Origin of the sequence: Mycobacterium sp. (assembly GCF_044223235.1) — a bacterium.
GTDB lineage: Bacteria > Actinomycetota > Actinomycetes > Mycobacteriales > Mycobacteriaceae > Mycobacterium.
Genome location: NZ_JBGAME010000001.1, coordinates 169332 through 196228 on the forward strand (window position 1 = coordinate 169332; position 26897 = coordinate 196228).

Annotated in this window: 22 protein-coding genes; 14 read left to right on the plus strand and 8 right to left on the minus strand. The window is 69.0% G+C overall.

What is annotated here, in order from left to right:
• Positions 1-5: 5 nt before the first annotated feature.
• The 3 genes from ADBZ6K_RS00775 to ADBZ6K_RS00785 all read right to left on the minus strand — a co-directional run bounded on the left by ADBZ6K_RS00775 (position 6) and on the right by ADBZ6K_RS00785 (position 4061).
• A complete protein-coding gene (locus ADBZ6K_RS00775; RefSeq protein WP_526343922.1) occupies positions 6-2234 on the minus strand; it encodes an MMPL family transporter in 2229 nt (742 codons plus the stop codon).
• 59 nt (positions 2235-2293) lie between these two features.
• Positions 2294-2605, minus strand: coding sequence for a heme-binding protein (locus tag ADBZ6K_RS00780; protein ID WP_526343923.1), 312 nt, complete (start codon positions 2603-2605; stop codon positions 2294-2296).
• A gap of 874 nt (positions 2606-3479) precedes the next feature.
• Positions 3480-4061, minus strand: a complete 582-nt coding sequence (locus ADBZ6K_RS00785; protein ID WP_526343924.1) for a B-4DMT family transporter — start codon at positions 4059-4061, stop codon at positions 3480-3482.
• 136 nt (positions 4062-4197) lie between these two features.
• On the opposite strand from ADBZ6K_RS00785, the gene ADBZ6K_RS00790 reads away from it, so the two are divergent.
• The 5 genes from ADBZ6K_RS00790 (at position 4198) to ADBZ6K_RS00810 (ending at position 9517) form a co-directional block, all read left to right on the plus strand.
• Positions 4198-5313, plus strand: a complete 1116-nt coding sequence (locus ADBZ6K_RS00790; RefSeq protein WP_526343925.1) for a M24 family metallopeptidase — start codon at positions 4198-4200, stop codon at positions 5311-5313.
• 25 nt (positions 5314-5338) lie between these two features.
• Positions 5339-5902 (plus strand): elongation factor P, encoded by a 564-nt coding sequence (gene efp / locus ADBZ6K_RS00795; RefSeq protein ID WP_526343926.1) that lies wholly within the window; start codon positions 5339-5341, stop codon positions 5900-5902.
• Positions 5895-6383 (plus strand): transcription antitermination factor NusB, encoded by a 489-nt coding sequence (nusB, locus tag ADBZ6K_RS00800; protein WP_526343927.1) that lies wholly within the window; start codon positions 5895-5897, stop codon positions 6381-6383. The genes efp and nusB overlap by 8 nt, the downstream gene beginning before the upstream one ends.
• Before the next feature lie 80 nt (positions 6384-6463).
• Complete coding sequence (locus ADBZ6K_RS00805) at positions 6464-6658, plus strand: hypothetical protein (RefSeq protein ID WP_526343928.1); 195 nt, start codon at positions 6464-6466, stop codon at positions 6656-6658.
• A gap of 237 nt (positions 6659-6895) precedes the next feature.
• Complete coding sequence (locus ADBZ6K_RS00810; protein ID WP_526343929.1) at positions 6896-9517, plus strand: helix-turn-helix transcriptional regulator; 2622 nt, start codon at positions 6896-6898, stop codon at positions 9515-9517.
• Between the two features lie 63 nt (positions 9518-9580).
• On the opposite strand, the gene ADBZ6K_RS00815 is transcribed toward ADBZ6K_RS00810, so the two are convergent.
• Both ADBZ6K_RS00815 and ADBZ6K_RS00820 read right to left on the minus strand, forming a co-directional pair.
• Positions 9581-10783: a serine hydrolase domain-containing protein gene (locus ADBZ6K_RS00815; RefSeq protein ID WP_526343930.1), complete on the minus strand. Its 1203-nt coding sequence runs from the start codon at positions 10781-10783 to the stop codon at positions 9581-9583.
• The gene (locus ADBZ6K_RS00820) at positions 10783-11997 is read right to left on the minus strand and encodes an FAD-dependent oxidoreductase (protein ID WP_526343931.1); all 1215 of its coding nucleotides are present in this window, start codon (positions 11995-11997) and stop codon (positions 10783-10785) included. The genes ADBZ6K_RS00815 and ADBZ6K_RS00820 overlap by 1 nt, the downstream gene beginning before the upstream one ends.
• A gap of 290 nt (positions 11998-12287) precedes the next feature.
• Here ADBZ6K_RS00820 and ADBZ6K_RS00825 point away from each other — a divergent pair, with 290 nt between their 5' ends.
• The 8 genes from ADBZ6K_RS00825 (at position 12288) to pyrF (ending at position 22135) form a co-directional block, all read left to right on the plus strand.
• Positions 12288-13112 (plus strand): MBL fold metallo-hydrolase, encoded by an 825-nt coding sequence (locus ADBZ6K_RS00825; RefSeq protein WP_526343932.1) that lies wholly within the window; start codon positions 12288-12290, stop codon positions 13110-13112.
• A 168-nt stretch (positions 13113-13280) separates the two neighbouring features.
• Positions 13281-13844 (plus strand): bifunctional pyr operon transcriptional regulator/uracil phosphoribosyltransferase PyrR, encoded by a 564-nt coding sequence (gene pyrR / locus ADBZ6K_RS00830; RefSeq protein ID WP_526343933.1) that lies wholly within the window; start codon positions 13281-13283, stop codon positions 13842-13844.
• The gene (locus ADBZ6K_RS00835) at positions 13841-14821 is read left to right on the plus strand and encodes an aspartate carbamoyltransferase catalytic subunit (protein ID WP_526343934.1); all 981 of its coding nucleotides are present in this window, start codon (positions 13841-13843) and stop codon (positions 14819-14821) included. The genes pyrR and ADBZ6K_RS00835 overlap by 4 nt, the downstream gene beginning before the upstream one ends.
• A complete protein-coding gene (locus ADBZ6K_RS00840) occupies positions 14818-16116 on the plus strand; it encodes a dihydroorotase (protein ID WP_526343935.1) in 1299 nt (432 codons plus the stop codon). Before ADBZ6K_RS00835 ends, ADBZ6K_RS00840 begins: the two co-directional genes overlap by 4 nt.
• A gap of 31 nt (positions 16117-16147) precedes the next feature.
• Positions 16148-16648 (plus strand): PH-like domain-containing protein, encoded by a 501-nt coding sequence (locus ADBZ6K_RS00845; protein ID WP_526343936.1) that lies wholly within the window; start codon positions 16148-16150, stop codon positions 16646-16648.
• Positions 16645-17781, plus strand: coding sequence for a glutamine-hydrolyzing carbamoyl-phosphate synthase small subunit (carA, locus tag ADBZ6K_RS00850; RefSeq protein ID WP_526343937.1), 1137 nt, complete (start codon positions 16645-16647; stop codon positions 17779-17781). Before ADBZ6K_RS00845 ends, carA begins: the two co-directional genes overlap by 4 nt.
• A gap of 95 nt (positions 17782-17876) precedes the next feature.
• Positions 17877-21266 (plus strand): carbamoyl-phosphate synthase large subunit, encoded by a 3390-nt coding sequence (gene carB / locus ADBZ6K_RS00855; protein ID WP_526343938.1) that lies wholly within the window; start codon positions 17877-17879, stop codon positions 21264-21266.
• A 50-nt stretch (positions 21267-21316) separates the two neighbouring features.
• Positions 21317-22135, plus strand: a complete 819-nt coding sequence (pyrF, locus tag ADBZ6K_RS00860) for an orotidine-5'-phosphate decarboxylase (protein ID WP_526343939.1) — start codon at positions 21317-21319, stop codon at positions 22133-22135.
• Positions 22136-22139: 4 nt separating this feature from the next.
• Here pyrF and ADBZ6K_RS00865 read toward each other — a convergent pair whose 3' ends face one another.
• The 3 genes from ADBZ6K_RS00865 to ADBZ6K_RS00875 form a co-directional block, all read right to left on the minus strand.
• Positions 22140-22322 carry a hypothetical protein gene (locus ADBZ6K_RS00865; RefSeq protein WP_526343940.1) on the minus strand — a complete coding sequence of 61 codons (183 nt, stop codon included), beginning with the start codon at positions 22320-22322 and terminating at the stop codon, positions 22140-22142.
• 118 nt (positions 22323-22440) lie between these two features.
• Positions 22441-23964 carry a biotin carboxylase gene (locus tag ADBZ6K_RS00870; protein ID WP_526343941.1) on the minus strand — a complete coding sequence of 508 codons (1524 nt, stop codon included), beginning with the start codon at positions 23962-23964 and terminating at the stop codon, positions 22441-22443.
• Between the two features lie 109 nt (positions 23965-24073).
• Positions 24074-25375, minus strand: a complete 1302-nt coding sequence (locus ADBZ6K_RS00875) for a serine hydrolase domain-containing protein (protein ID WP_526343942.1) — start codon at positions 25373-25375, stop codon at positions 24074-24076.
• Positions 25376-25419: 44 nt separating this feature from the next.
• Between ADBZ6K_RS00875 and ADBZ6K_RS00880 the strand changes: the two genes are divergently transcribed.
• On the plus strand, positions 25420-26622 hold the full coding sequence (locus ADBZ6K_RS00880) for a serine hydrolase domain-containing protein (RefSeq protein ID WP_526343943.1): 1203 nt from the start codon (positions 25420-25422) through the stop codon (positions 26620-26622).
• Positions 26623-26897 lie beyond the last annotated feature (275 nt).

The following is a 26897-nucleotide window of genomic DNA, read 5'->3' on the forward strand; positions in this document are numbered from 1 at the left end:
GGCGTTCATTCCTTCGACGTGACGGCGGCGGCGCACCGCCGCGGGCTGCTTCGACGGGTCGTCAGGAACGTGTGCAATCGGGCCAGCGGGGAGGGGGCCCACCAGTTCCACGGACCCAACACCTGCATGTAGGCCGGCAACAGGATCATTCGGACCAGCGTCGCGTCGATCAGCACCGCAAGCGTCAACCCCAGTCCGAACATCCGCATGAACGACACTTCCGCGGCGATCAGTGCGCTGAACGAAATGGACATGATCAGGGCGGCGGCGGTGACCACCCTGCCGGTGCGGGCCAGGCCCCGGACCACGCTCTCCTCGTTGTCGGACCGGGTGCGGCCACTGGCGAGCCAGAATTCGCGGATCCGGGCGACGATAAAAACCTCGTAGTCCATCGACAATCCGAACGCGATGCAGAACAACAGGACCGGCATGTTCGCCACGAGCGTTCCGGTCGGTGTGGTGCCGAAGGCGCCCAGGTGTCCGTCCTGGAAAACCCACACCAACGCCCCAAACGCCGCCGTTAACGACAGCAGGTTGAGTACCAAAGACTTGATCGGCACCACGACGCTGCCGGTGAGCAGGAACAGCAAAACGAAGGTGATCGCGGCGATTGCACCCAACACCAACGGCAACCGTGTGGTTATCGCCTCCACACTGTCGCGATTCACCGGCGCGATCCCGGTCATCTCGACCGAACGCCCACCCGGCCCAGCGAGCTCGTCTAAGCGGTCGAGCTGCTGTTCGGAGGCTGCCGAGAACAGCGCCGCGGTGCTACCCACGGTGAGATAAGCGGCTCCTCCCTCGACTGCGGCTGCACCTGACGGTGGACCAACCCTGCGGCCGTCGACGAAGGTGCCGGTCGGACTGCTGACCACCGACACGTCAGGGATCCGAGACGCCGCCAGCGCGTAGTCGTCAAAGTTCGTTGACGTCACACCCTCGGCGTCGGGTACCACTACCGTTACCGCGGCTTGCGAATTGTCGGCGAAGTTCGAGCGCATTATGTCGCCGACTTGGTGCGACGACGCCGTTTGCGGTAGCACGCGCTCGTCGGGTAAACCCCACGACACCCCGAGAAACGGCAAGCCCAACCCCGTGAGCAGCACCGTGCCGCTCAATGCGACGGCGACCGCGCGGTGCGAGACCCACGCCGTCGTCCGGTACCAGAACCCTTGCCGCACTGATCTGCCCGGGTTGTTGCGGTGGCCCAGCACATGCCTGACGTCCAGGGAATCGAGCCGCTTTCCAAGCAGGACAATCGCCGCGGGCGTCACGACGATGGCCGCTGCCGCACACAACGCCACCGTCGCTACGCCCGCATAGGCGAACGACTTGAGGAAGTACATCGGGAACAGCACCATTGCGGCCATGCACAGGGCAACGGTCGTCGCCGAGTACAGCACCGTGTGTCCCGCGGTCATCATCGTCGTGATCAACGCCTGGTCCCGGTCAGCCCCACCGGCGATCTCATCACGGAAGCGACTGACGATCAGCAGCGTGTAATCGATGGCCAGCGCAAGCCCCAGTGCAGTGGTCAGATTCAACGCAAAGATCGACACATCGGCCCACAACGCCACCATGCGGAGCACCGCCATGGAGCCCACGATCGCCAGTGCACCGATCGCGACAGGCAGTGCCGCGGCGAACAATCCCTTGAACACCCAAACCAGCACCATGAAGCTCAGCGGGAGCGCGATGGCCTCCATCAGCACGACATCGCGCTGGGTTTGAGAGTTGATCTGCGCATACACCATGGCCGAACCCCCGGCCAGCACGATGACGCCGTCGCGAGGTGACACGGCGGCGCTGACTTCGTCGGCCAGCCGTTGAGCGTGGCGCGGCGCCGCCTCCTCACCGCCGCTGAGTTCGGCGATGATCAACGCCGAGGCACCGTCCGCGCTGACTAGCGAGTCGACGGCGTGCGGCGACGTCCACGGCGACATCACGTCGACAACGTTCCGGTCGTGGGCGACGCGGTCGACGATCTGCCGCCCGACGGCTTGCGCGGCGGCGCTTTGGGTGCCGCGCGGATCAGCGACGGTGAACACCAGCTGCAGGTCCCCGCGGCCGAACGTGTCCCTGAGGATTTGCGTCGCGCGCGCGGACTGCGACTCCGGATCCTGAAACCCTCCGGCGGTCAGGCTAGCCGCGACGGGCAGTCCGACAACCGCAGCCGCTGCCATGAGCAGCGCCGCAACGGCGACGACCCGGCGTGGGGTGGCCAGAGCCAGCATTGCAACACGGTGCAGGAGAATGATCGACCGCCCTCAGGGACGACGTTGCACTACGCGGCTCAGACCGGGATCGCGATTTCGTTGCGACGCCGGAACCACAGCGTCCACGGCGGATCGTAGAACCACGCACTGGGTGGATTGCCGCCGAAGATGTAGGCCGCCAGCCCCCGAAAACGCTCGCTGCGCGCGGCTTCTTCTCCACCCTCCACGAAGGTCTGGGCCACGATGCGAGGACCGTAGCGGCGGAGTTCGACGTCGTCGATCAGCCGTTCGGCGCTGTGCCGCGGCTGCTCCACGCCCACCCGGACACAGACGATCGAATCCGCCAACTGCGCGACCGTGGTCACCATGCCCTTGACCTGTGGTAACACTTCGAGCCCCTTCCCACACTCCCGCCTGACCCAGCGACGGATGTTGAATGTCGCGCGGGCGTCGGCAGGAATTCGGAGCGGACGGGGCCACGGATGGGTCCGGGCTCCGAGAGGAACAGTCTGCTCGGCGGCATGACCTACTCGATGAACCAGGCCAGCCACGACCTGGAACGGCTCGGGAGCAATGGACTGATCACCCGTATTCCGGGCAAGAATCGCTACCGCATCACCGCCACAGGGCTGCGATGTTGCGATCTTCTACACCAAAGTCCATGACCGGCCGTCACGCTCGCGACTGTCCACCGACCAACTACCAGCTCCGCCAAAGTTACGAAAAGCATTGCACACCATAGATATTCACATCACAGAAACCATCGACCAGGCACGCCTACTGCCGAAGGTCTCATGAAAAACTCAAGTCAACTGTCAACTTTCTACCGACTGAGGCTCCGATCGCGCGTCCTTCCACATCCGAGCTACGGTTGGCGACTCTCGAACGAGCTTCGTCCCCAATCCACTTCGAATGCAGCGCCTAATCGACGACTTGTCAGCTGCACTGGATCCAGCTGCCCGGTGCACACGCCCGCCAGTGACGCCGGCTGTCGTCGTTGAGTCCCCGGCCGAGCGCACCGCTACGTCGTCGCCGCAGGGTTTGCGAGTCGATCCCGCCCCGCACGGTGTGCCATCGGTCGTCCGAAGCCGCGCCCAAACCCTTGAAGTACCGGTCGCGCTCGAAGCGGACCGGACGCTCGGGCCCTGCGTCTCGGAACACCACCCTTTCCGGCCTCGGGCTGCCTGACAGCGACGAACTCACGGGGCGGACCACCAAGCACGCTAAGCGAGACTGACTGCCTGACGCCCACCGCCGAACCGGTCAGGTGTCTTCGCGCCGCTCGGCGGGTGGGGTGTTGGCTTTGCGATCACCGGGGCCATCCCCGGAGCCATCGCCCGGGTCGGTGTCGTAGCCGTCGGCGCGGACCGCCGCGAACACATCCGTGTCGGCGCGATCCTGCTCGGCGTCGCGGGCGGCTTTGCCCGCCTTCCGGTCGATCAGCCAGCGCCCGACGGCCACCCCGATCACCGCGGACAGGAACGTCAGCAGCGCGGTGAAGGCGGCGAAGGTGGTGATCTCGTTGATCAGCCCCCCGACGTAGATGCTGTCGTAGAACATGCCGATGAACCGCGCGAGGGCACCGCTGACCACGCCGGCGAACAGGCCCGCCATCAGCCACGTCATCGCCAGGTCGCGGCGCCGGTCCGGATCGGGGTTATCCGTGGCGTCGGACCGTCCGTCGACCACCCCCCAGACGAACACCACGACGGTGTAGAGCGCGACCAGCACGACGCTGATGAGGCCGGACCTGGTCTCCCACGCGTTGATCATCCCGCCCTGCAGCAACCGCACGATCACCATGAGGGCCGCGAACACCAGTCCGCGCAGCAGCCACTTGCTCATGCGCGATCCGCCTTCGGCTCCTCGCTGGTCCTCATGCGCGATCCGCCTTCGGCTCCTCGCTGGTCCTCATGCGCGATCCGCCTTCGGCTCCTCGCTGGTCCATGGGGCCACACCTTAGCGAGTAGCGTCAGCAACCGTGACTATTTCCCAGCGCAGGGATCGACTGCGGGAGCGGCTTGTGGAGGCCGAACTCGACGCCATCCTGGTGACCGACCTGGTCAACGTGCGTTATCTGTCCGGCTTCACCGGCTCGAACGCGGCGCTGCTGATCCGCGCCGATGATTCGACGCCGGTCCTCGCCACCGACGGGCGGTACCGCACCCAGGCAGCGCAGCAGGCGCCCGACGCGCAGATCGTCATCGAGCGCGCATGTGGACCGCACCTGGCCGCTCGCGCGGGCGCCGACGGGGTGTCGCTGTTGGGGTTCGAGAGCCACGTGGTCACGTTCGACGGCTACCGCGCACTGGTCGACGCGGCGGGCGGCGCCGAGCTGGTGCGGGCGCCGGGCACCGTCGAGGCCCTGCGAGAGGTCAAGGACGCCGGTGAGATCGCGTTGTTGCGGCTGGCCTGCGAGGCGGCCGACGCCGCGCTGCACGACCTCGTCGAGCGGGGCGGGCTGGCACCGGGACGCACCGAGAAAGACGTGGCCCGCGAACTGGAGTCGCTGATGATCGATTACGGGGCCGATGGCGCGTCGTTCGAGACGATCGTGGCGACGGGGGCCCACTCCGCGATCCCGCACCACCGGCCGACCGGCGCGGTGCTTGCCGCGGGTGACTTCGTCAAGGTCGATTTCGGCGCGCTGGTATGCGGCTACCACTCCGACATGACCCGCACCTTCGTCCTTGCGCCCGCCGCGCAGTGGCAGCTCGACCTCTACGACCTGGTGTCGGCGGCGCAGCGGGCCGGCCGGGAGGCGCTGGCGCCCGGCGTCACCCTGTCCGACGTGGACGGCGCCGCCCGGCGGGTGATCGCCGACGCAGGGTACGCCGACAACTTCGGTCACGGCCTCGGCCACGGTGTCGGCCTGCAGATCCACGAAGCTCCGGGTATCAACTCGACGGCCGCCGGTACACTGCTTGCTGGCTCCGCGGTGACCGTTGAGCCCGGTGTCTACCTGCCCGACCGTGGCGGGGTCCGCATCGAGGACACGCTGGTGGTTGCCGGCGGTGGCCACGGTGCGAACCTCGGCAATCGGCATGACACCCCCGACTTGCTCACCCGGTTCCCCAAGGAACTGGCCATTCTCTAACGCTGAACCTAGGAGTAGTACCGCAGTGGCAACGACCGCCGACTTCAAGAACGGGCTCGTCCTCCAGATCGACGGCCAACTCTGGCAGATCACCGAGTTCCAGCACGTCAAACCGGGCAAGGGCCCCGCGTTCGTGCGTACCAAACTCAAGAACGTGCTGTCGGGCAAGGTGGTCGACAAGACCTACAACGCCGGGGTCAAGGTCGAGACCGCGACCGTCGACCGGCGCGACACCACCTACCTGTACCGCGACGGCAACGACTTTGTCTTCATGGACGCCCAGGACTACGAACAGCACCCGCTGTCGGAGTCGCTCGTCGGCGACGCCGCCAACTTCCTGCTGGAGGGTATGCCGGTGCAGGTGGCGTTCCACAACGGCGAGCCGCTGTACCTCGAGCTGCCGGTGACCGTCGAGCTGGAGGTCACCTTCACCGAGCCCGGCCTGCAGGGCGACCGCTCCAGCGCAGGCACCAAGCCGGCCACCCTGGAGACCGGGGCGCAGATCAACGTGCCGTTGTTCATCAACACCGGCGACAAGCTCAAGGTGGACTCGCGCGACGGCAGTTACCTCGGTCGTGTGAATGCCTGACCGTCGTGCCGACCGCGGTCGTCACCAGGCCCGCAAACGCGCCGTCGACCTACTGTTCGAATCCGAGGCCAGGGGGCTGACGCCGGCCGAGATCGCCGACGGGCGCACCGAACTGGCCCGCAAGGATCCGGATGTGTCCGCGCTCAACCCCTACACCGTGACGGTCGCGCGCGGCGTGACCGAACACGCCGCGCACGTCGACGACCTGATCTCGGCTCATTTGCAGGGCTGGACGCTCGACCGGCTACCTGCCGTGGACCGGGCGATCCTGAGGGTCGCGGTGTGGGAGCTGCTGCACGCCCAGGACGTGCCGGAGCCGGTGGCCGTCGACGAGGCGGTGGAACTGGCCAAACAGCTGTCCACCGACGAATCGCCCGGCTTCGTCAACGGTGTGCTTGGACAGGTCATGCTGGTGACACCGCAGATCCGGGCGGCATCGCGCGCCGTGAAGGGCGCCGTACCCGGTGGCAGCGAGCCCTGACCGTGCCCTAACCTCGGCCCGCGGATTTCGGGTACCGACATACTCGATCCGTCGCGTCCGTGGGCGTGCATGCTGCACGGATGACCGACAACATCACCGCGCGGGAACGGGCGCTGCGGGCGTTGCCCCTCCCGTACTCGCTGGCCCTGCGGCTGCGCGATGCCGGAGTCGCACCTGAGGTGGTGTGCGAATACGTCGACGTCGAAGAGCAGTCCCTCGCCGGCTTCTACCGGATGGCCGAGGCCAAGCTGACCGCGGCGCTGGACCGGCCGTGACGGGCATCCGGTCAACGCACCTACGTAGCGCGGTCGGTCACCGCCGTGGGATATCGAGTAGGTCGATACTCGGTGCCACCGCGTAGCCGCCCAGCGCATTGACAGCGAATTCGGTCGTGTGGCTTCGCCACATCTCCTACATTGATGCGGGGGTGCGTTCCCAGCGGGATTCGTGACGGAGGGCGCAGGACGTGACGAACGGCGGGCAGAAGCAGTCGTCAGCTGGGGGAATGCGCTGTGCCCCTTGACTGGCCACTGGTCGGCCGCGCGCCGGAGATGGCTCTCATCGCACGCTCGCTGACGGGCTCCGCCGGTAGCGGGACCGTGGTGTGCGGCCCCAGTGGCATCGGGAAGAGTCGCATCGCCCGCGAAGCCCTCGGTGCCGCGTCGGACCGGAACGAGGTCCGGTGGGCGGTCGCGACGTCGTCGGCACGAACGCTGCCGCTCGGTGCGTTCGAGGCGTGGACGGCGCCCGCGACGGCGGGCGGTGACCTTCAACTGGTCCGTGGCGTCATCGAGGCGATGACCTCACACGATGCACACGACACCGTCGTCATCGGCGTCGACGACGCGCAGCTACTCGACGAACTGTCGATCTTCGTGTTGCACCAGATCGTCTTCCGGCGCGCCGCCAGACTGGTGCTCACGGTGCGAACCGGTGAACCGGTTCCCGCGGGGCTGCCGGAGGTGTGGTCCGCCGGTCAGCTCGAACGTCTTGACCTGCAACCACTTTCGCATGACGAGACGGTGTCGCTGGTGAGTGCCGCGCTGGGCGGCCCGCTGGATCCCGACGCGGCACGGCGGCTGTGGAAGATGACTCGCGGCAACACGCTGTATCTGCGCAACATTGTCGAGCAAGAGGTCGGGGCGGGCCGCCTTGTCGAACAACACGGCATCTGGCGGTGGGTCGGCCAGTCCGTCGTACCGCCGAGTCTGGTTCACCTCATCGAGTCTCGGGTAGGCGTCCTGCCGCCTGCGGTGGGTGACGTGCTGGACGCGCTCGCGGTCGGCGAGCCGATCGAGCTGGCCTCCCTCCGCCGGATCGCCAGCCCCGAAGCCGTCGAGGAAGCCGACGAGCGCGGCCTGATCGCACTAGAGCGGGTCGACGGAAGGATGCAGGTGCGGGTGGCGCACCCGTTGTATGGAGAGGTGCGCCGCAACGGCGCTGCGGGGACGCGGCTGCGTCGGCTGCGTGGACTGGTGGCCGCCGAACTGGCGTCCAGCGACGACCATGGCGACATGCACGTCGTGGTGCGCCGGGCCGCGCTCGCCGCGGAATCGGATCTCGACCAGGATCCCGACCTGCTGGTCCGGGCGGCGCAGGGTGCGGTCTGGCTCGCGGATCTCCCACTTGCCGACCGCCTCGCCGAGGCCGCAATCCTGGCAGGCGCTGGACCGGAGGCGAGTTTCGTTCGCGCCCACTCGCTTTCCTGGCTCAGCCGGGGTGCGGAGGCCGAGCAGGTGCTGACCGCGATCCCCGACGCCGGGGTCACCGACGCCGACCGGGCCCGGGTCGCCTTCCTGACGGCCGTCAACCGGCTGTTCGCGCTGGCGGATCCGGACGGCGCGAAGAAGGTCGTCGACGCCGTCGCGGAGCAGGCCGCGGGTGGCTGCCTCGACGCCTTCCGCACTGTGTACTGGGCGGCGATGGGTGTTCCACAGCGGGCGCTGCAGGCGCGCGCCGGCCTGGCCGAGGATCAGCTGCCCGACCTCGTCGGGGCGGTCACCGCGTGGGGGACCGTGGTCGCATGGGCGGACGCGGGCCGGACCGCCGACGCAGCGCGCACCGCCGTCGCCGCGTACGCGAAGGTGGCGCGGGTCTGCGACGCAGCCCAGCTGCGGTTCGTCATCGCCGATGCGCACGTCGGCGCACTCGTGCAGAGCGGGGACATCTCCGAGGCGCGAACCGTGGCAGACCGGCTGCGCGCGCAGGCCGCCGACCTGCCCGGTATCGCGCAGCTGATCAGCTCCGCCATCGCCGGGCGGGCCGCCCTGGCGGGGGGAGCGATCGCGGTTGCCCGTTCCCGGCTGGACGCGGCGGTCGACGTCCTCGACGCCTCGGGTGAGTCGAACGGATTCGGCTACCGCTACCAGTTGCCGCTGACGATCGCGACGGCGATGGCTGGCCCAGGCGATGCGGCGCGGGCCGCCCTGGACACCCTGACCCGGCTGCGCCACCCGGGGTGGCGGTTCCTCGACCATGAATTCGAGTTGGCGCGCGCGTGGACGGCGGCCTGTCAGGGCGCGGTGAGTGAGGCCGTCCGGCTGTCGCTGGGTGCAGCCGAAACGACAAGGGCCAACGGGCAGTTCGCCGCTGAGGTGGTGTGCCTGCAGACCGCGGCACAGTTCGGCGCCCCGTCCGTCGGGGCCCGCCTCGGTGAACTCGCCCGGATCGTCGACGGGCCGCGCGCGGGTGTCGGCACGCGGTTCGCACATGCCCTCCAGCTCGGCGACGGCGCCGGGCTGGACGCGGCATCCGGAGAGTTCGAGGCGATGGGGGATCTGGTCGCTGCCGGCGACGCCGCTGCCCATGCGGCCCTCGCCCATCGGCACCGGGGTCTGCGGGGCTCGGCCTACGCCTCGTCCGTGCGTGCCGCCGAGCTCGCCGAACGGTGCGGGGTGAGCACTCCGGCGATCCGTCACGCAGCCGAGCGCCTTCCGCTGACCTCGAGGGAACGCGAGATCCTGATGCTGATCGGGGGCGGATTGTCCAGCCGCGCGGTCGCCGAACGCCTGACGCTGTCGGTGCGGACCGTCGAGGGGCACATCTACCGGGCGATGGCCAAGACCGGCACCGGCAGCCGGGAGGAGCTCGCCGCGCTGCTGCCGGGCTGCCGCGAGCGTCCGACCGTCACGTAATGGGCTGTGAGCCGACGGGATCCGACGCACGACCACGACCGCGTACCGGCTGAGACGCAACTCTCACAGCCCCAGTGCCCGGTAGGTGCGGTGGACGAACCTCGGTTGAGCCGACTTCAGCGTGGCCCGTGAGGTGTTGCCTGCGATCGTGGCGGCGTCGACGGTCGTATCGGGATGGTTCTGGATGAGGTACAGCAGGATCAGGTCGTTGCTCGGGTCGGCCTGCCACCACGTTCCGTAGGCGCCCGGCCAGCCGAACGTCCCGGCGCCGCCGGGACCGAACAGCTGACGCGACTTCGCGGGATCCGTCACCACCGAGAGGTTGAGCCCGAACCCGCGGCCCACCCAGAACGGCGATCCCAGGAAGGGATACCGCTTCTGCTCATCGGTGAGCCCGTCGGTGCGCATCAACCGCACCGACTCCTCGGAGAGCACCCGCACCCCGTCAACCGACCCGTCGCCAATCAGCATCCGCGCAAACGTCAGGTAGTCGTCGGCGGTCGACCACAGGTCGGTGCCGCCGCGGCAGAACACCGGCGGGACGATCGGCGCGGGGCCCATCACGTCGTGGCGCAACACGCTGTCGCGGTCCAGCCGGTACATCGTCGCCGCCCTGGCCCGGCCCGCCCGGCCGACGCTGTACCCGGTGTCGGTCATGCCGAGCGGGGTGAGCACCCGCTCGGCAAGCACGTCGCCGAGCGGCTTCTGTTCGATGCGGGCCAGCACGATGCCGAGGACGTCGGTGGCGTGGCTGTAGGTGAGCCGGTCACCTGGCTGATGCACCAGCGGAAGCGCGGCCAGTTCGGCCAGCCAGCGGTCCTGGTCCTGGTGCACCGAGAGCCGCGCATAGGCCGCGCGCAGCGGCCCCGCCGCGGAGAACACGTAGGCCAGCCCGCTGCGGTGCGTCATGAGGTCGTCGACGGTGATCGGGCGGTGCGCCGGTTCGGTCCTGTCCAGCGGGCCGAGCGGGTCCAGCAGCACGCGCATATCGGCCAGTTCCGGCAGCCAGCGGGCCACCGGATCCCTCAGCGCGAGCCTGCCCTCGTCTACCAGGGTCATCGCCGCGGCGATCGTCACGGGCTTGGTCATCGAGGCGATCCGGAACAGCGTGTCGCGCTGCATAGGCAGTCCTGCATCTACGTCGCGTTGGCCCAGGGCGTTGACCTGCACGATCTCGCCGGAGCGCCAGACCAGGGTGACCGCGCCAGCCAGCAGGCCACCGTCGATCGCGTCGCGGATCGAGGCTTGATTTCCGTCGAGGTTCATCACGGCCTCGGGTAGGTGGGCAGGTCGATCGATTCGGCGGTCTGGAACCACAGCCGGGCCGCGATCGGGCGCAGCGGCCAGCGCTGCATCCACTTCATCGCCGACGCGTTCGCCGCAATGTCCTTCTCGGTCATCGGCGCGAACCGCTCGATGCTGTTCGCAAGGTGTTGGCACCGATCGACGTAGGGCCGCATCACCGCAATGTAGCGGCCGAAGACCGACATGAGCCGGTCCGTGGACAGTCCGTCACCGGCCGGTCCCAGCTCACCGGCCAGCACGTAGCCGCCGACCAGGGCCAGGCTGGTGCCCATCCCCGACAGCGGCGACGCGCAGTAGCCGGCGTCACCGACGAGGACCGCCCGTCCCGACGACCACTGTGGCATGTGCACCTGGGCAAACGAATCGAAGTAGAAGTCGTCGGCGTCGCGGGCCGCGGCCAGCAGGGCGTCGCACTCCCACCCCGCACCGGCGAACCTGTCGGCGAGAATCCGGCGCTGCTGGTCCTGATCGCGGCGGTCGTAGCTGATCGGATCTGAGCGGAATGCCAAGCCCGCCTTGGCGATCCCAGGATCATGCGACGGCCGCAGCGACGCGTTGAGGCCGCCGGGGGCCTGGTACATCAGATACCAGCCGTCCAGCCCGACGTGGTCGGGTGCGCTGAACCACGCGTTGTAGCCGCCCAGTGGCTTCACGAACCGCTCCTCGGGGCCGAACACCAGTCGCCGCACCGCCGAGTGCGGTCCGTCGGCGCCGACGACGAGGTCCGCCCGCAGGGTGGTGCCGTCGTCGAACGTCACGTCGACCCCGCCGTCGTCCTGCGCCAAGTCGCTCACGCGGGTGCCGAACCGGTACTCCGCGCGCTCCCGGGTGGCCTGGTAGAGCACGTCGACGAGGTCGCCGCGCAGGATCTCCAGCTTGGACACCGGGCCGTTGCCGTCGAATGCGGTGACCGCCATCTCCGAGCGCCTGCTGCCGTCGGAGCGCACCCAGGCGATGCCGCGCTGGAACAGCGACCGCTTCTCCATTTCGCGGAGCAGGCCCATGCGCTCGACCACCCCGGCGCCCGCGCCGCGCAGGTCCACGGTTTGACCGCCCGGCCGGATCCCGGGCGCCAGCTCGGCGACCACCACGCGGTATCCGGTCGCGGTCAGCCAGAAGGCGAGCGCGGGCCCTGCGATGCCGGCGCCGCTGATGAGAACGGTTGGCTGGGCCATGCGCCACAGCCTAGGGCGTCGCTCGCCGCGCTGGGGTTCGTCACGTCGACCCGGATTTCATCGAGATCGACGTTGGCGCGGGGCGCACTCGGACTTTTCCGCGCTGGAGTCGATCTCGGCGGTCTGACGGAGCCGCACAGGTGTGTTCCCTTCGGCCGCGCCGGACCGGATACTGAGGTGACGCGGATGACGCCCCGCCCTGCACCGTCCATCGTTTCGGAGGTGAACAAGATGCGCATCGCCGATGTGAGCCCTGTCCCGCCGGTGGCCTGGGCCGGGAGGCTTTTCTGATGCCCGGTGCAATCAACATGGCCCGCAACCGTTTTGCGATCGGAGTGATCGGCGGGCCGACGGTCGTCATCGACTACGGCGGCACCCGGCTGGTCAGCGATCCGACCTTCGACGCGCCGCGCGACTACGGCCCCTACCAGAAGCTCGTCGGTCCGGCGACCGCGCCGGAGCAGCTCGGGGCCGTCGATGCGGTGCTGCTGAGCCACGACCTGCACTACGACAATTTCGACGCCGCAGGCCGCGAGTTCGCCGCGGCCGCGCCCGTCGTCATCACGGGCAGCCAGGGCGCCGACCGCATGGGCGGGAACGCGCGCGGACTGGCCCCGTTCGAATCCCTCGTCCTGCCCGCCAGCGTCGACGGTGCCGTCGACGTGACGGTGCACGCGGTACCGGCGCAGCACGGTCCGGCAGACGGCGAACGTGACGAGTACGGCAACATCAACACCGAGGTCACCGGCTTCGTGCTGCAGGGCGCGGGCCTGCCGGTGGTCTACGTCAGCGGCGACAACGCCTCGGTCGTCCCGGTGCTGGCGATCGCCAGGGGGTTCCCGGACATCGACATCGCGGTGCTGCACGTGGGTGCCGCCAGGGTGGCGGTGAAGAACGCCGGACGCCCGCTCACGCTGACCGCCGACCGCGCCGCCGACGTCGCCCAGATCCTCGGTGCCGCGCAGGTGGTCCCAGCCCACTGCGAGGGCTGGTCGCTGTACAGCCAATCGGTCGACGATGTGCGAAAGTCGTTCGCCGACGCCGGGATTGCCGACCGGTTGCGGGTCGCCCCCGCCGGCAGCTGGGCCCCGCTGGACACCCTGGTGATGGGCTGAGCGCGCGCATCCGCGGCCACAACCCGGCGCGGGCGTCGCTGCGCCGATATGCGGCTCGCCGGGAGTCCGTCGTTTTCACCGCCGCGCGGCGTGGTGCTAAGCTCGCCGCAGTTCGACGTCCTTTAACGATCCGTCCAGAGAGGCGGAGAAGGAGGTCAGAGTCACTTCATGGACTCCTCTGACTCGCCGGGTACCGACCGGGAGCTGATGTCATCCGCTGACGTCGGCCGGACGGTGTCTCGCATCGCCCACCAGATCATCGAGAAGACGGCGCTGGACAGTCCCGACACGCCCCGGGTGGTGCTGTTGGGCATCCCCACCCGGGGCGTGATCCTGGCCACCCGGCTCGCCGAGAAGATCGACGAATTCGCCGGCGTGAACGTCCCGCACGGCGCGCTGGACATCACGCTCTACCGCGACGACCTCAACTTCAAGCCGCCGCGGCCGCTGGCGGAGACGTCCATCCCCGAGCAGGGGGTCGACGACGCGCTGGTGATCCTGGTCGACGACGTGCTGTTCTCCGGCCGCTCGGTGCGCGCGGCGCTGGACGCCCTGCGCGACATCGGTCGCCCACGCGCCGTCCAGCTTGCCGTGCTCGTCGACCGCGGCCACCGCGAGCTGCCGCTGCGCGCCGACTACGTCGGCAAGAACGTGCCGACCTCACGCGCCGAAAGCGTGCACGTACTGCTTTCCGAACACGACGACCGAGACGGGGTGATGATTTCGCGATGACGCCCAGACACCTCTTGGCGGCCGGCGATCTGTCGCGTGACGACGCGATCGCCATCCTCGACGACGCGGACCGGTTCCGGCAGGCGCTCCTCGGGCGCGAGGTCAAGAAGCTGCCGACCCTGCGCGGCCGCACCGTCATCACGATGTTCTACGAGAACTCCACCCGCACCCGGGTGTCGTTCGAGGTGGCGGGCAAGTGGATGAGCGCCGACGTCATCAACGTCAGCGCGTCGGGGTCCTCGGTGGCCAAGGGAGAGTCGCTGCGGGACACCGCGCTGACCCTGCACGCGGCCGGCGCCGACGCGCTGATCATCAGGCACCCGGCGTCGGGCGCCGCCCAGCAGCTGGCGCAGTGGACGGCGGGACTTCCCTCGGGGGCGGGAGCGCAGCGACCTGGGGGAGGTCCCAGCGTGATCAACGCGGGCGACGGCACCCACGAGCATCCCACCCAGGCGCTGCTCGACGCGCTGACGCTGCGCCAGCGGCTCGGTGACATCGAGGGCAGGCGGGTGGTCATCGTGGGTGACATCCTGCATAGCAGGGTGGCGCGGTCCAACGTCGCGTTGCTGGCCACGCTGGGCGCCGAGGTGGTGCTGGTGGCGCCGCCGACCCTGTTGCCGGTGGGGGTGACCGACTGGCCGGTCTCGGTGTCGCACGACCTGGACGCCGAACTGCCCGGCGCCGACGCGGTGTTGATGCTGCGGGTGCAGGCCGAACGGATGACCGGGGGATTCTTCCCGTCTCCGCGGGAGTATTCGGTGCGCTACGGGCTGTCCCAAAAGCGGCAGGCGATGCTGGCGGAGAGCGCCGTCGTCCTGCATCCCGGCCCGATGCTGCGCGGCATGGAGATCGCATCCTCGGTCGCGGATTCACCGCAGTCGGCTGTGCTGCAACAGGTTTCCAACGGGGTCCATGTCCGGATGGCGGTGCTGTTCCACCTGCTGGTGGGCGCCGAGCAGCAGGCGATCAGCGCATGAGCGTCCTCATCACGGGTGTTCGCCTGTACGGCGAGGGTGTGCCCGTCGACGTTCTGGTCGACGATGGCCAGATTGCGGCCATCGGCGCATCGCTGCCCACTCCCGACGGGGCCGAGGTCGTCGCCGCCGCCGGGCATATCCTGCTGCCGGGCTTCGTCGACCTGCACACCCACCTGCGCGAGCCCGGCCGCGAATACGCCGAGGACATCGAAACGGGTTCGGCCGCAGCGGCATTGGGCGGATACACCGCGGTGTTCGCGATGGCCAACACCGACCCGGTGGCCGACTCGCCGGTGGTCACCGACCATGTCTGGCACCGCGGCCAGCAGGTCGGTCTGGTCGACGTACATCCGGTCGGCGCGGTCACGGTGGGGCTGGCGGGCGCGCAGCTCACCGAGATGGGCCTGATGGCCGCCGGCATCGGCCAGGTGCGGATGTTCTCCGACGACGGCATCTGCGTCCACGATCCGCTGGTGATGCGCCGGGCGCTGGAGTACGCGTCCGGGCTGGGGGTGCTCATCGCCCAGCACGCCGAGGAGCCCCGGCTGACCGTCGGTGCCGTCGCCCACGAGGGACCCAACGCGGCCCGGCTGGGGCTGGCCGGCTGGCCCAGGGCGGCCGAGGAATCCATCGTCGTGCGCGATGCGCTGCTGGCGCGCGACGCCGGCGCCAGCGTGCACATCTGCCACGCCTCCACCGCAGGCACTGTCGAGATCCTCAAATGGGCCAAGGCTCAAGGGATTTCGATCACCGCCGAGGTGACGCCGCACCACCTGCTGCTGGACGACGGCAGGCTGGCCAGCTACGACGGCCGCAACCGGGTCAACCCGCCGCTGCGGGAGGCCACCGACGCGGCCGCACTGCGCCAGGCGCTGGCCGACGGTGTCATCGACTGTGTGGCCACCGACCACGCCCCGCACGCCGAACACGAGAAGCTCTGTGAGTTCTCCGCCGCCCGGCCCGGCATGCTCGGCCTACAGACCGCGCTGTCGGTGGTGGTCGAGACCATGGTGCGCCCCGGGCTGTTGTCGTGGCGGGGTGTGGCACAGGTGATGAGCGAGAACCCAGCGCGGATCGTGGGACTGCCCGATCAGGGCAGACCCCTGGAGGTGGGTGAGCCCGCCAACCTGACCGTCGTGAACCCCGACAGCAGCTGGACCGTCGCCGGCGCCGATCTGGCCAGCCGGTCCGACAACACCCCGTACGAGGCGATGACGCTGCCGGCGACGGTGGTGCTGACGATGTTGCGGGGTGCGATCACGGCGCGGGACGGAAGGATCCTCGAGCGCGCATGACTTTCCAGCGAGTAGCGCAAGTGGATCGCGCATGAATACCGGCACGCTGATCGGGTCGCTGGTACTGGCGGCGGTCCTGGCGATTCTGGTGGCACTCCTCATCCGTCAGATGATGCGCGGCTGGCTCAACCGGGCCAGGCGACAGGCCGCGACAATCGGCGCGCTGCCTGCGCTGCCGGATACCGTCGGCCCCGCGCTGATCCCACCGATGAAGGGTCTGTACGTCGGGAGCACCCTGGTGCCGAGCTGGCTGGACCGGATCGCGGTGGGTGACTTGGGCTTTCGCTCCAAGGCAACGATCACCCGCTACGCGGAGGGAATCATGGTGCAGCGCAGCGGCGCCAGCCCGATCTGGATTCCCGACGAGTCGATCGTGGTGATCCGCGCCGAACGCGGGATCGCGGGTAAGGCGCTCACGCACGAGGGGATTCTGGCGATCAGGTGGCGGCTGCCGGCGGGGACCGAGATCGACACCGGGTTCCGCGCCGACAACCGCGGCGACTATCAACGATGGCTACAGGAGGCGGCGTGAACGCGAAACCCGGATGCGGCCGGGCGGTGCTGGTTCTCGAGGACGGCCGCATCTTTACCGGCACCCCATTCGGCGCGGTGGGCCAGACGCTTGGTGAGGCGGTGTTCTCGACGGGGATGTCGGGCTATCAGGAGACGCTGACCGATCCGAGTTACCACGGCCAGATCGTGGTGGCGACGGCGCCGCAGATCGGTAATACGGGCTGGAACGGTGAGGACGGCGAAAGCCGGGGCGACAAGATCTGGGTCGCAGGCTACGCCGTGCGTGATCCCTCGCCGCGGGCGTCGAACTGGCGGGCCACCGGGACACTCGACGACGAACTGGTCAGGCAGGACATCGTGGGCATCGCGGGGATCGACACCCGCGCGGTGGTGCGCCACCTGCGGACCCGCGGCTCCATGAAGGCCGGAGTGTTCTCCGGTGAGGCGCTGGCCGAGCCCGACGAACTGCTGAACCGGGTCCGCGATCAGCGAGCCATGCTGGGCGCCGACCTGGCGGGCGAGGTCAGCACCGACACCTCGTATGTGGTGGCGCCCGATGTGGCGCACCGGTTCACCGTCGCGGCGGTGGATCTGGGCATCAAGACCAACACGCCGCGCAACTTCGCTCGCCGCGGCGTCCTCAGTCACGTCCTGCCCTCGACGGCGACGTTCGAGCAGATCGCCGACCTGAAACCCGACGGGGTCTTCCTGTCCAACGGCCCGGGTGATCCCGCCACCGCCGACCACATCGTCGCGGTGACCCGCGAGGTGCTCGGTGCGGGTATCCCGTTGTTCGGCATCTGTTTCGGCAATCAGATCCTGGGCCGGGCGCTGGGCCGCTCGACCTACAAGATGGTGTTCGGGCACCGCGGCATCAACATCCCGGTGATCGACCATGCAACAGGCCGTGTCGCGGTCACCGCGCAGAATCACGGGTTCGCTCTCGAGGGCGAGGCGGGTGAGCGCTTCGACACCCCGTTCGGGCCCGCCGTCGTCAGCCATACCTGCGCGAACGACGGTGTCGTCGAGGGCATCAAACTCGTTGACGGGCGGGCGTTCTCGGTGCAGTACCACCCGGAGGCCGCGGCGGGCCCGCACGATGCGGAGTACCTGTTCGACCAGTTCGTCGACCTGATGGCGGGGGACAAGTGACACCACACCACCGCGCGAGCGTGCGTGTCTGTACACGACACGCTGCTGATTTCTGTACAAGCGCGCACGCTCGCGCGAACGGGGGGGAGCACTAGATGCCGCGGCGCACAGATCTGAACCACGTGCTGGTGATCGGCTCAGGACCGATCGTCATCGGGCAGGCCTGCGAATTCGACTACTCGGGCACCCAGGCGTGCCGGGTGCTGCGGGCCGAGGGGCTTGAGGTCAGCCTGGTCAACTCGAACCCCGCGACGATCATGACCGACCCCGAGTACGCCGACCACACCTACGTCGAACCGATCACCCCGGCGTTCGTCGAGCGGGTGATCGCCCAGCAGGCGCAGCGCGGCAACAAGATCGACGCGCTGCTGGCGACGCTGGGCGGCCAGACCGCGCTCAACACCGCGGTGGCCCTCTACGAGAACGGCGTCCTGGAGCGCTACGGCGTCGAGCTGATCGGCGCGGACTTCGAGGCCATCCAGCGCGGCGAGGACCGGCAGCGCTTCAAGGACATCGTGGCCAAGGTGGGAGGGGAGTCGGCGAAGTCCCGAGTGTGTTTCACGATGGACGAAGTCCACGAGACGGTCGCCGACCTCGGCCTTCCCGTGGTGGTGCGGCCCAGTTTCACGATGGGCGGCCTGGGTTCGGGCATGGCTGCCAGCCTCGACGATGTGGAGCGGATCGCCGGCGACGGGCTGGCCGCGTCGCCGAGCGCCAACGTGCTCATCGAGGAATCCATCTACGGCTGGAAGGAATACGAACTCGAGCTGATGCGCGACGGCCACGACAACGTGGTGGTGGTCTGCTCGATCGAGAACGTGGACCCGATGGGGGTGCACACCGGCGACTCGGTGACCGTCGCACCCGCGATGACGCTGACCGACCGCGAATACCAGAAGCTGCGCGACCTGGGCATCGCGATCCTGCGGGAGGTCGGCGTAGACACCGGTGGCTGCAACATCCAGTTCGCGGTGAACCCGGACGACGGCAGGCTGATCGTCATCGAGATGAACCCGCGGGTGTCCCGCTCCTCGGCGCTCGCGTCGAAGGCGACCGGGTTCCCGATCGCCAAGATCGCGGCCAAGCTGGCCATCGGCTACACCCTCGACGAAATCCTGAACGACATCACCAAGGAAACCCCGGCCTGCTTCGAACCCACGCTGGACTACGTCGTGGTAAAGGCGCCGCGGTTCGCGTTCGAGAAGTTCCCCGGCGCCGACGCGACGTTGACCACCACCATGAAGTCGGTTGGGGAGGCGATGTCGTTGGGCCGCAACTTCATCGAGGCGCTCGGCAAGGTGATGCGCTCGCTGGAGACCAGCAGCGCGGGCTTCTGGACGGGCCGCGATCCCCAGGGCACGGTCACCGAGGTGCTGGCGCGGCTGAAGACCCCGACTGACGGGCGCCTCTACGACATGGAGTACGCACTGCGCGAGGGCGCCACGGTGGAGCAGGTGGCCGCGGCTTCCGGCGTCGACCCGTGGTTCGTCGAGCAGATCGCCGGGCTGGTCACGCTGCGGTCGGAGCTGGTCGACGCGCCGGTGCTCGACGCCGCGCTGTTGCGCCGAGCCAAGTACAGCGGGCTGTCCGACCGCCAGATCGCCGCGCTGCGCCCGGAGCTGGCGGGTGAGGTCGGGGTGCGGGCGCTGCGGCGGCGGCTCGGCATCCATCCGGTGTTCAAGACCGTCGATACCTGCGCCGCCGAGTTCGAGGCCAAGACGCCGTACCACTACAGCAGCTATGAGCTCGACCCCGCCGCCGAAACCGAGGTGGCGCCGCAGACCGAACGGCCCAAGGTGCTCATCCTGGGTTCCGGGCCCAACCGCATCGGGCAGGGCATCGAGTTCGACTACAGCTGTGTGCACGCCGCGACCACCCTGAGCTCTGCGGACGTGAGGAGCGAATGGGGTCCAGGCGGCTTCGAGACGGTCATGGTCAACTGCAACCCCGAGACGGTGTCCACCGACTACGACACCGCCGACCGGCTCTACTTCGAACCGCTGACGTTCGAGGACGTCCTGGAGGTCTACTACGCCGAGGACGCCTCGGGCCGCGGTGAGGACGGAACGGGCCCCGGCGTGGTCGGGGTGATCGTCCAGCTGGGCGGTCAGACGCCGCTGGGACTGGCCGAACGGCTCGAGAAGGCGGGGGTCCCGATCGTCGGCACCAGCCCCAAGGCGATCGACCTCGCCGAGGACCGTGGTGCCTTCGGCGAGGTCCTGACGAACGCGGGCCTGCCCGCGCCCCGGTTCGGCACGGCGACCAGCTTCGAACAGGCCCGCAGGATCGCCGCCGACATCGGCTATCCGGTGCTGGTGCGCCCGTCCTATGTGCTCGGGGGGCGGGGCATGGAGATCGTCTACGACGACGAGACGCTGCAGGGCTACATCACCAGGGCCACCGAGCTGTCGCCCGAGCACCCGGTGCTGGTGGACCGGTTCCTCGAGGACGCCATCGAGATCGACGTCGACGCGCTCTGCGACGGCACCGAGGTGTACATCGGCGGGGTCATGGAACACATCGAGGAGGCCGGCATCCACTCCGGTGACTCGGCGTGCGCGCTGCCGCCGGTGACCCTGGGGCGCAGCGACATCGAGGCGGTGCGCCGGGCCACCGAGGCCATCGCGCACGGGATCGGTGTGGTGGGCCTGCTCAACGTGCAGTACGCGCTGAAGGACGACGTGCTCTACGTGCTGGAGGCCAACCCGCGCGCCAGCCGGACCGTGCCGTTCGTCTCCAAAGCTACGGCAGTGCCACTGGCAAAAGCCTGCGCGCGGATCATGCTCGGCGCCAGCATTTCCCAGTTGCGCGACGAGGGCCTCCTGGCCCGCGAGGGAGACGGCGCCGCCGTCTCGCCCGAAGCGCCGATCGCGGTGAAGGAGGCCGTGCTGCCGTTCCACCGGTTCCGCAAGGCCGATGGTTCGCAGGTGGATTCGCTCCTCGGGCCGGAGATGAAGTCGACCGGCGAGGTGATGGGCATCGACCGCGACTTCGGCACCGCCTTCGCAAAGAGCCAGACCGCGGCTTACGGTTCGCTGCCCACCGACGGCACGGTCTTCGTGTCGGTGGCCAACCGCGACAAACGCTCGCTGGTGTTCCCCGTCAAGCGGCTTGCCGACCTGGGCTTCCGGGTGCTGGCCACCGAGGGTACTGCGGAGATGTTGCGCCGCAACGGTATTCCATGTGAAGTGGTGCGTAAGCACTTCCAGGAGCCCCGCGCGGACCGGCCCGCGATGTCAGCGGTGGAAGCGATCCGCGCCGGTGAGGTCGACATGGTGATCAACACGCCCTACGGCAACTCGGGCCCGCGCGTGGACGGCTATGAGATCCGGTCGGCGGCAGTGTCGATGAACATCCCGTGCGTGACCACGGTGCAGGGCGCCTCGGCGGCGGTGCAGGGTATCGAGGCGGCCATCCGCGGTGATATAGGTGTGCGTTCGCTGCAGGAATTACACAGTCAGCTGGGCGGACGCGAGGAGCAGTGACAGACGGGCGGACGCGAGGAGCAGTGACAGACGGGCGGACGCGAGGAGCAGTGACAGGTTTCGGGATCCGGCTGGCTGAGGCGGTCCGCGCCCGCGGGCCGCTGTGCCTCGGCATCGACCCGCACCCCGAGCTGCTGACGGCATGGGGCCTGCCCGCGACGCCCGACGGCCTCGCCGAGTTCTGCGATATCTGCGTGAAGGCCTACCAAGGCTTTGCGGTCGTCAAGCCCCAGGTGGCGTTCTTCGAAGCGTACGGGTCGACCGGATACGCGGTGCTGGAACGCACCATCGCGGGACTGCGCACGGCCGGCGTGCTGGTGCTGGCCGACGCCAAGCGCGGCGACATCGGGTCGACGATGGCTGCGTATGCGGCGGCGTGGGTGGGGGATTCGCCGCTGTCGGTCGACGCGGTGACCGTGTCGCCTTATCTGGGTTTCGGTTCGCTGCAGCCGGTCCTGGACGTCGCCGATGCACATGGTCGCGGGGTGTTCGTGCTGGCGGCCACATCCAACCCGGAGGGGGCGACGGTGCAGCGCGCTCAGGCGGGCGGCCGCACCGTCGCGCAGGCGATCGTCGACGCGGCCGCGACCGTCAACGCGGCGGCCGGGACGCCGGGCTCGGTCGGCGTGGTGGTCGGTGCCACGCTGACCGAGGTGCCCGACGTCAGTGGGCTCAACGGACCGGTGCTGGTCCCGGGGGTCGGCGCCCAGGGGGGCCGCCCCGAGGCACTGGCCGGGCTGGGCGGGGCGAAACCGGGCCAGTTGCTACCTGCGGTGTCCCGCGAGGTGCTGCGCGCCGGCCCCGGCGTCGCGGCGGTCCGTGCGGCGGCCGAGCGGCTGCGGGACGCGGTCGCCTACCTGGCCGCCTGACCCGTCAGAGCCGGATCCGCTGGTTGAGGAACCAGAAACCCCAGCCGTCGCCGTTGCCTGCCGGCATCGGCGTGACCTGGCGACCGTTGTATATGAACGGCTGGTGATCCTGGCGGCCCTGGTCGACGCCGCGCTGTCCGACGGGTGCCGCAGGGCCGGGTCCACCACGGCCGTCCGGCTGGCACATGGGGGTGTTGGGCGCCCCGCACGGCTGGCCCGGATCGGCTGAGGCGGTGGCGATTCCAACGCCGAGGACGCCTGCCAGGCCGATTCCCGCGGCCAGGGCCGAGGCACCTACCCGTCGGCTACTTCACATACGCCAGCGGGGTGACCGCGGGCGGATCCGGCAACGGCTCGGACTGGTAGTTGCCGCGGATTCCGTCGATGTACCTGCGGCACCGCGGGGTGAGCCCCTCGGAGGTCTGCATGCGACCCTTCGTGACGAGGATGCCCAGGTCGGCGCCCTTGAACCGGAAGTCTCCCGGGCCGTAGACGCGCAGGTAGAACGCCTCGTCCTCGCCGGTGAGGTCGTGCCAGTCGTTGGTCACCCGCGAGAACGTCAGCGCCCCGTCGTCGCTGAGATGCCAGGTGCCCGTCCTCGGCGCGGCCAGGATCCGCTCCACGGAGTCCGTCGGCTCCTTCATGATCAGCTGCGACCAGACGTCCACGGCCGCCAGATCACGCCAGCGGTCGTTGAGTTCCTCGACGTTGACCGTGTACTTGACGTCCATGAACTCCAGCAGGTGGAACAGGAACAGCGGCACGTCGGCGTAGGCCCCCGCCGTGACGTTCGTCATCGACGAGGCGCCGGAGATGCGCGGATTGATCTCGCCGAGGTACACCTCGTCGGTGTCGAGGTCCACCAGGACGTCGACCTCGAGGAATCCGCGGTAGCCCTCCTTCGCCAGCCGGTCACCCATCTTGCGGACGTGGCTGATGGCGCTGGCCCTGTGGTTGTCCGAAAGCGCCTCGGGGAACAGGTCGTTCCCGCACCAGCCGCCCTTGTACGGGGTCAGCTCCGGGTAGCCGGTGAGGTCGGTCATGAACGGTCCGACGATGGTGCCGTGCTTGGTGATGCACGCCTCGACCGCGGCGGCCTTGTTGTTGATCCGCTTCATCACCTTGAGCTCTTGGCCGATCATGTTCTCGGCATTGGCGTCCCAGTCCTGCTCGGACTTGATGAAGAAGGTGGTCTTGCCCGAGTCGCCGTACGGTGTCTGCACCACCAGGTCGCTGCCCAGCTTGTTGGTGTCCGCGAGCGCTTGCAGTTCGGCGTAGCTCTCGGCGGTGCCGATGACATTGGGCACCGACGGCGCCCCGGCCTCGTTGCCCAGCTGGGTGGTGACGATCTTCGAATCGAGCCGCCGCCGAAGCGAATCCGGCGGCAGGATCAGCTTGTAGCCGAATTCCTTGCAGATCTCCTCGGTTTCCTCGTCGAAGAACACCATCGCCACCATCGGCGTCCCGCCGCGCCGCTCCAGATGCTGCCTGACCTCGGGATCGCGCAGCAGGTAGTTGTTGATGTGCTCGCTGGATTCGAATTCGACGTAGGGCTTGTTCTGCGGTGAGAAGACGCGCGGATGCGCGCCGTCCCAGGAGTCGTAGTACGCGATATAGCCGAAGTTCCGGACCCACCTGTCGATCCCGAGCAGGTTGAACGCGGTGGGGCCGACGAAGTAGATCGGCTGGGTGTTGGTCCGGAAGAACGTGCGGATCTCGGAGATCCCGTTCAGCCCGGCCTTGCCGAAGGGCAGCCGCTTGGTGATGGCGGGTGCCGCCGCCTTCGTGCGCCGCTTCCGGGTGGGCCGTGCCTGCTGATCTTCAGACATGTTCGCCTCCTGAGCCGGGAAAACGTGCACCTGTACCCGCGGCGGGTCCAGGTCAGGTCGAGCGTATGCGAAACACCACCTGTCGCCGCGCGAATGGCGCGAATATGCCCTAACTCTCGGGCGGCGTCGCGGAGCGGTCGGCTGTTCCGTGCCTGCTGATCCCCGCGACGATCCCGGGCAGCCGATGCCGGTCGCCGCCGTGCGGGCGCCCGGTCAGCGCGCCGCCGATGGCGTCGAAGGCCCGCAGGGTGTCCTGCAGGAAGCCGGGGTTCTGGGGATCGGGCCACGTGGAGAACTTCACGCACACGGTCCGGGTGCGGCGGCTGACGTGGACCATCTGGCCGTGGATGCCCAGGCAGAGCAACACGTCGCCGTGCTCGCCCGGGCGGAACCACATCTGGTTGCGGTACCAGCCGCCCGGCATCGACACCTCCGCGGGCGAGGCGGCGAATACCGACCGCACGTCGGCGTCGACGCCCCAGCCCTGGCGCAGCCACTGCGGCGGGATGACGGTGCGGGTGCCGGTGTCGGCGTCGGGCACGGTTCCGCCGTCGAGCAGCATCTGGCCGAACCGCGCCATATCGCGCGCGCTGGCACACATCCCGCCGTCATGGATCGCTGTCCCTGTTGTGTCGCAAAGGATTTCGGCGTCGAACTCGGCACCCATCGGTTGCCAGACCAACGCGGTGATCAGTTCGGCCATCGGTTGGCCCGCCGCACGCTCGCACACCCAGCCCAGCACGTCGGACTCCGCGGAGCGGTACAGGAACCGCTGCCCGTGCGGCACCTCGGCGGACAGTTCGGTGAGGAAGCGGTACAGCCCCGACTGTGGTTCGACGCCGGGGGAGCTGTCCCAGCCGATCCGGTCCCCGAGCACCCGCACGTCGGCCTCGGGATCGGTGTAGTCCTCGCGGAACCGGACCCCGCTTCGCATGTCGAGGACGTGGCGGACCGTCGCGCCGGCGTAACCGCTGTCCGACAGTTCCCCGACGTAGTCGGTGATCGGCCGGTCGGCGTCGAGCAACCCCCGCTCGATCAGCACCGCCGCCACGCAGCCGACGACCGATTTCGTGATCGACATCAGCGCGTGGGTCCGGTCGGGGGCGCCTTCCGGGCCGTACCACTCGGTGATCAGCGCGCCGTCGTGCAGCACCACATACGCATCGGTGTAGGTGTCGGCCAGCACCTCGGCGACGCTGGATATCAGCCCGCTGATCCGGGTCAGCGGGACCCCGAGGACATCGCAGCGCGCGGTGCCCTCCGGCAGCACCCGGGCGGTGCTGGAGGCCGGGATCCGCTGCATCGGCAGGATCTGGTTGACATTCCAATACGACCAGCGGTTGAACGGCGGCAGTTGCCAGTTCTCGACGGTGATCGCGCTGGGGGGCGTCGGGCCGCCACCGGTAGACACGGCACCGATGGTACTGCGGCCGCCGGCACGATTACGATGCGCCAATGCGTCCCGACCTGATGGCGGGCTTTCCACCGTCACCTGAGGGTGCCATCGACCTGTCTAACTGGCAGGAGCCGGAGCGTTTGCGCTGGGCGTTTCGTCACCTGCGGGAAATCATTCCCACCCAACCGATTTCGGCGGGACCCGACCCCGCTCCGTTGCGGGCGGCCGCAACGGGGCTGCCCAACCCGCAGGTGCTGCGGCTCGACGGACGTCAGTCGACCTGGGAGGAGGTGCTCGCCGACACCCACACCGACGCGGTCATGGTGTTGCACGACGGTGCCGTTGTCGACGAGCGCTACTTCGCAGGTATGACCGACACCTCCCGCCATCTGATCATGTCGGTCTCGAAGTCCCTCGTCGGCTGCGTCGCCGGGGTGCTTGCGGGGCAGGGACGGCTCGATCCGGCCGCGCCGGTGACCGACTACGTGCCCGAAATGGATGGCTGTGGGTATCGCGGGGCGAGGGTGCGTGACGTGCTGGACATGCGCACGGGCATCGCCTTCAGCGAGGCCTACACCGACGCCGATTCGGAGGTGCGCGCGATGGAGCGCGCGGTGGGCTGGGCGCCGCTGCAGCCCGGCGATCCCCGCGGCGGCTACGCCTTCCTGCGCACCATCGGAACCTCCGGCCCGCACGGCGGCACGTTCACCTACCGCTCCGCGGACACCGACATGCTGGGCTGGGTGTGCGAACGGGCCGCGGGCGTACGGATGGCCGACCTCATCTCGACGCTGATCTGGCGGCCGATGGGCGCCGAGTTCGACGCCGACATCACCTGCGACCCGGTGGGCACCGCGGTGCACGACGGCGGCGTCTCGCTGACGCTGCGCGACCTGGCGCGCTTCGGCCGGATGCTCGCCGATGGCGGGCGGGTGGGCGACCGTCAGGTCATCCCGGCTGGGTGGCTGGCGGACGCGTATGACCCGGGCACGGAGGTGCGCGACGCGTTCGCGAGCACCGACAACGTGACGATGCTGCCCAACGGGTGGTACCGCAATCAGTTCTGGTTCCACTCCGCCGGTGATCCGGTGCTGCTGTGCCTGGGCATCCACGGTCAGCTGGTGTTCGTCGATCGCTTCGCCGGGGTCGTCGTCGCGAAGCTCTCATCGTGGCCGGATCCGCAGCACGCCAGTCATCTGGGTGACACCCTGCGCGGTTGCGCCGCGCTGGCCCGAGCGCTGTCGGGATCCGATCGGGTGTGACGTGTGAGGCTGGTGTCACCGATCGGCCCCCGGATCGACAACGGGGATCGACCACCGGATCGGTCGCCGCCACCCGTCGATGCGCGTGCGGGCCGCGTCCGCGCCGGTGACGACACGCGCGACACGCCGCACCGGGTTGTCGGGAAGCTGCGCGTGCGGCGACGGGCAGCGTCGCGGACCCCGACTGCGCGTCTCCGGCGGCCTCCCGTGGGGGCGGGTACCGCGGGCAATTCCGCCAAAACGGCTGTTGTGCAGGGCATTCAGCGGTGGTGGTG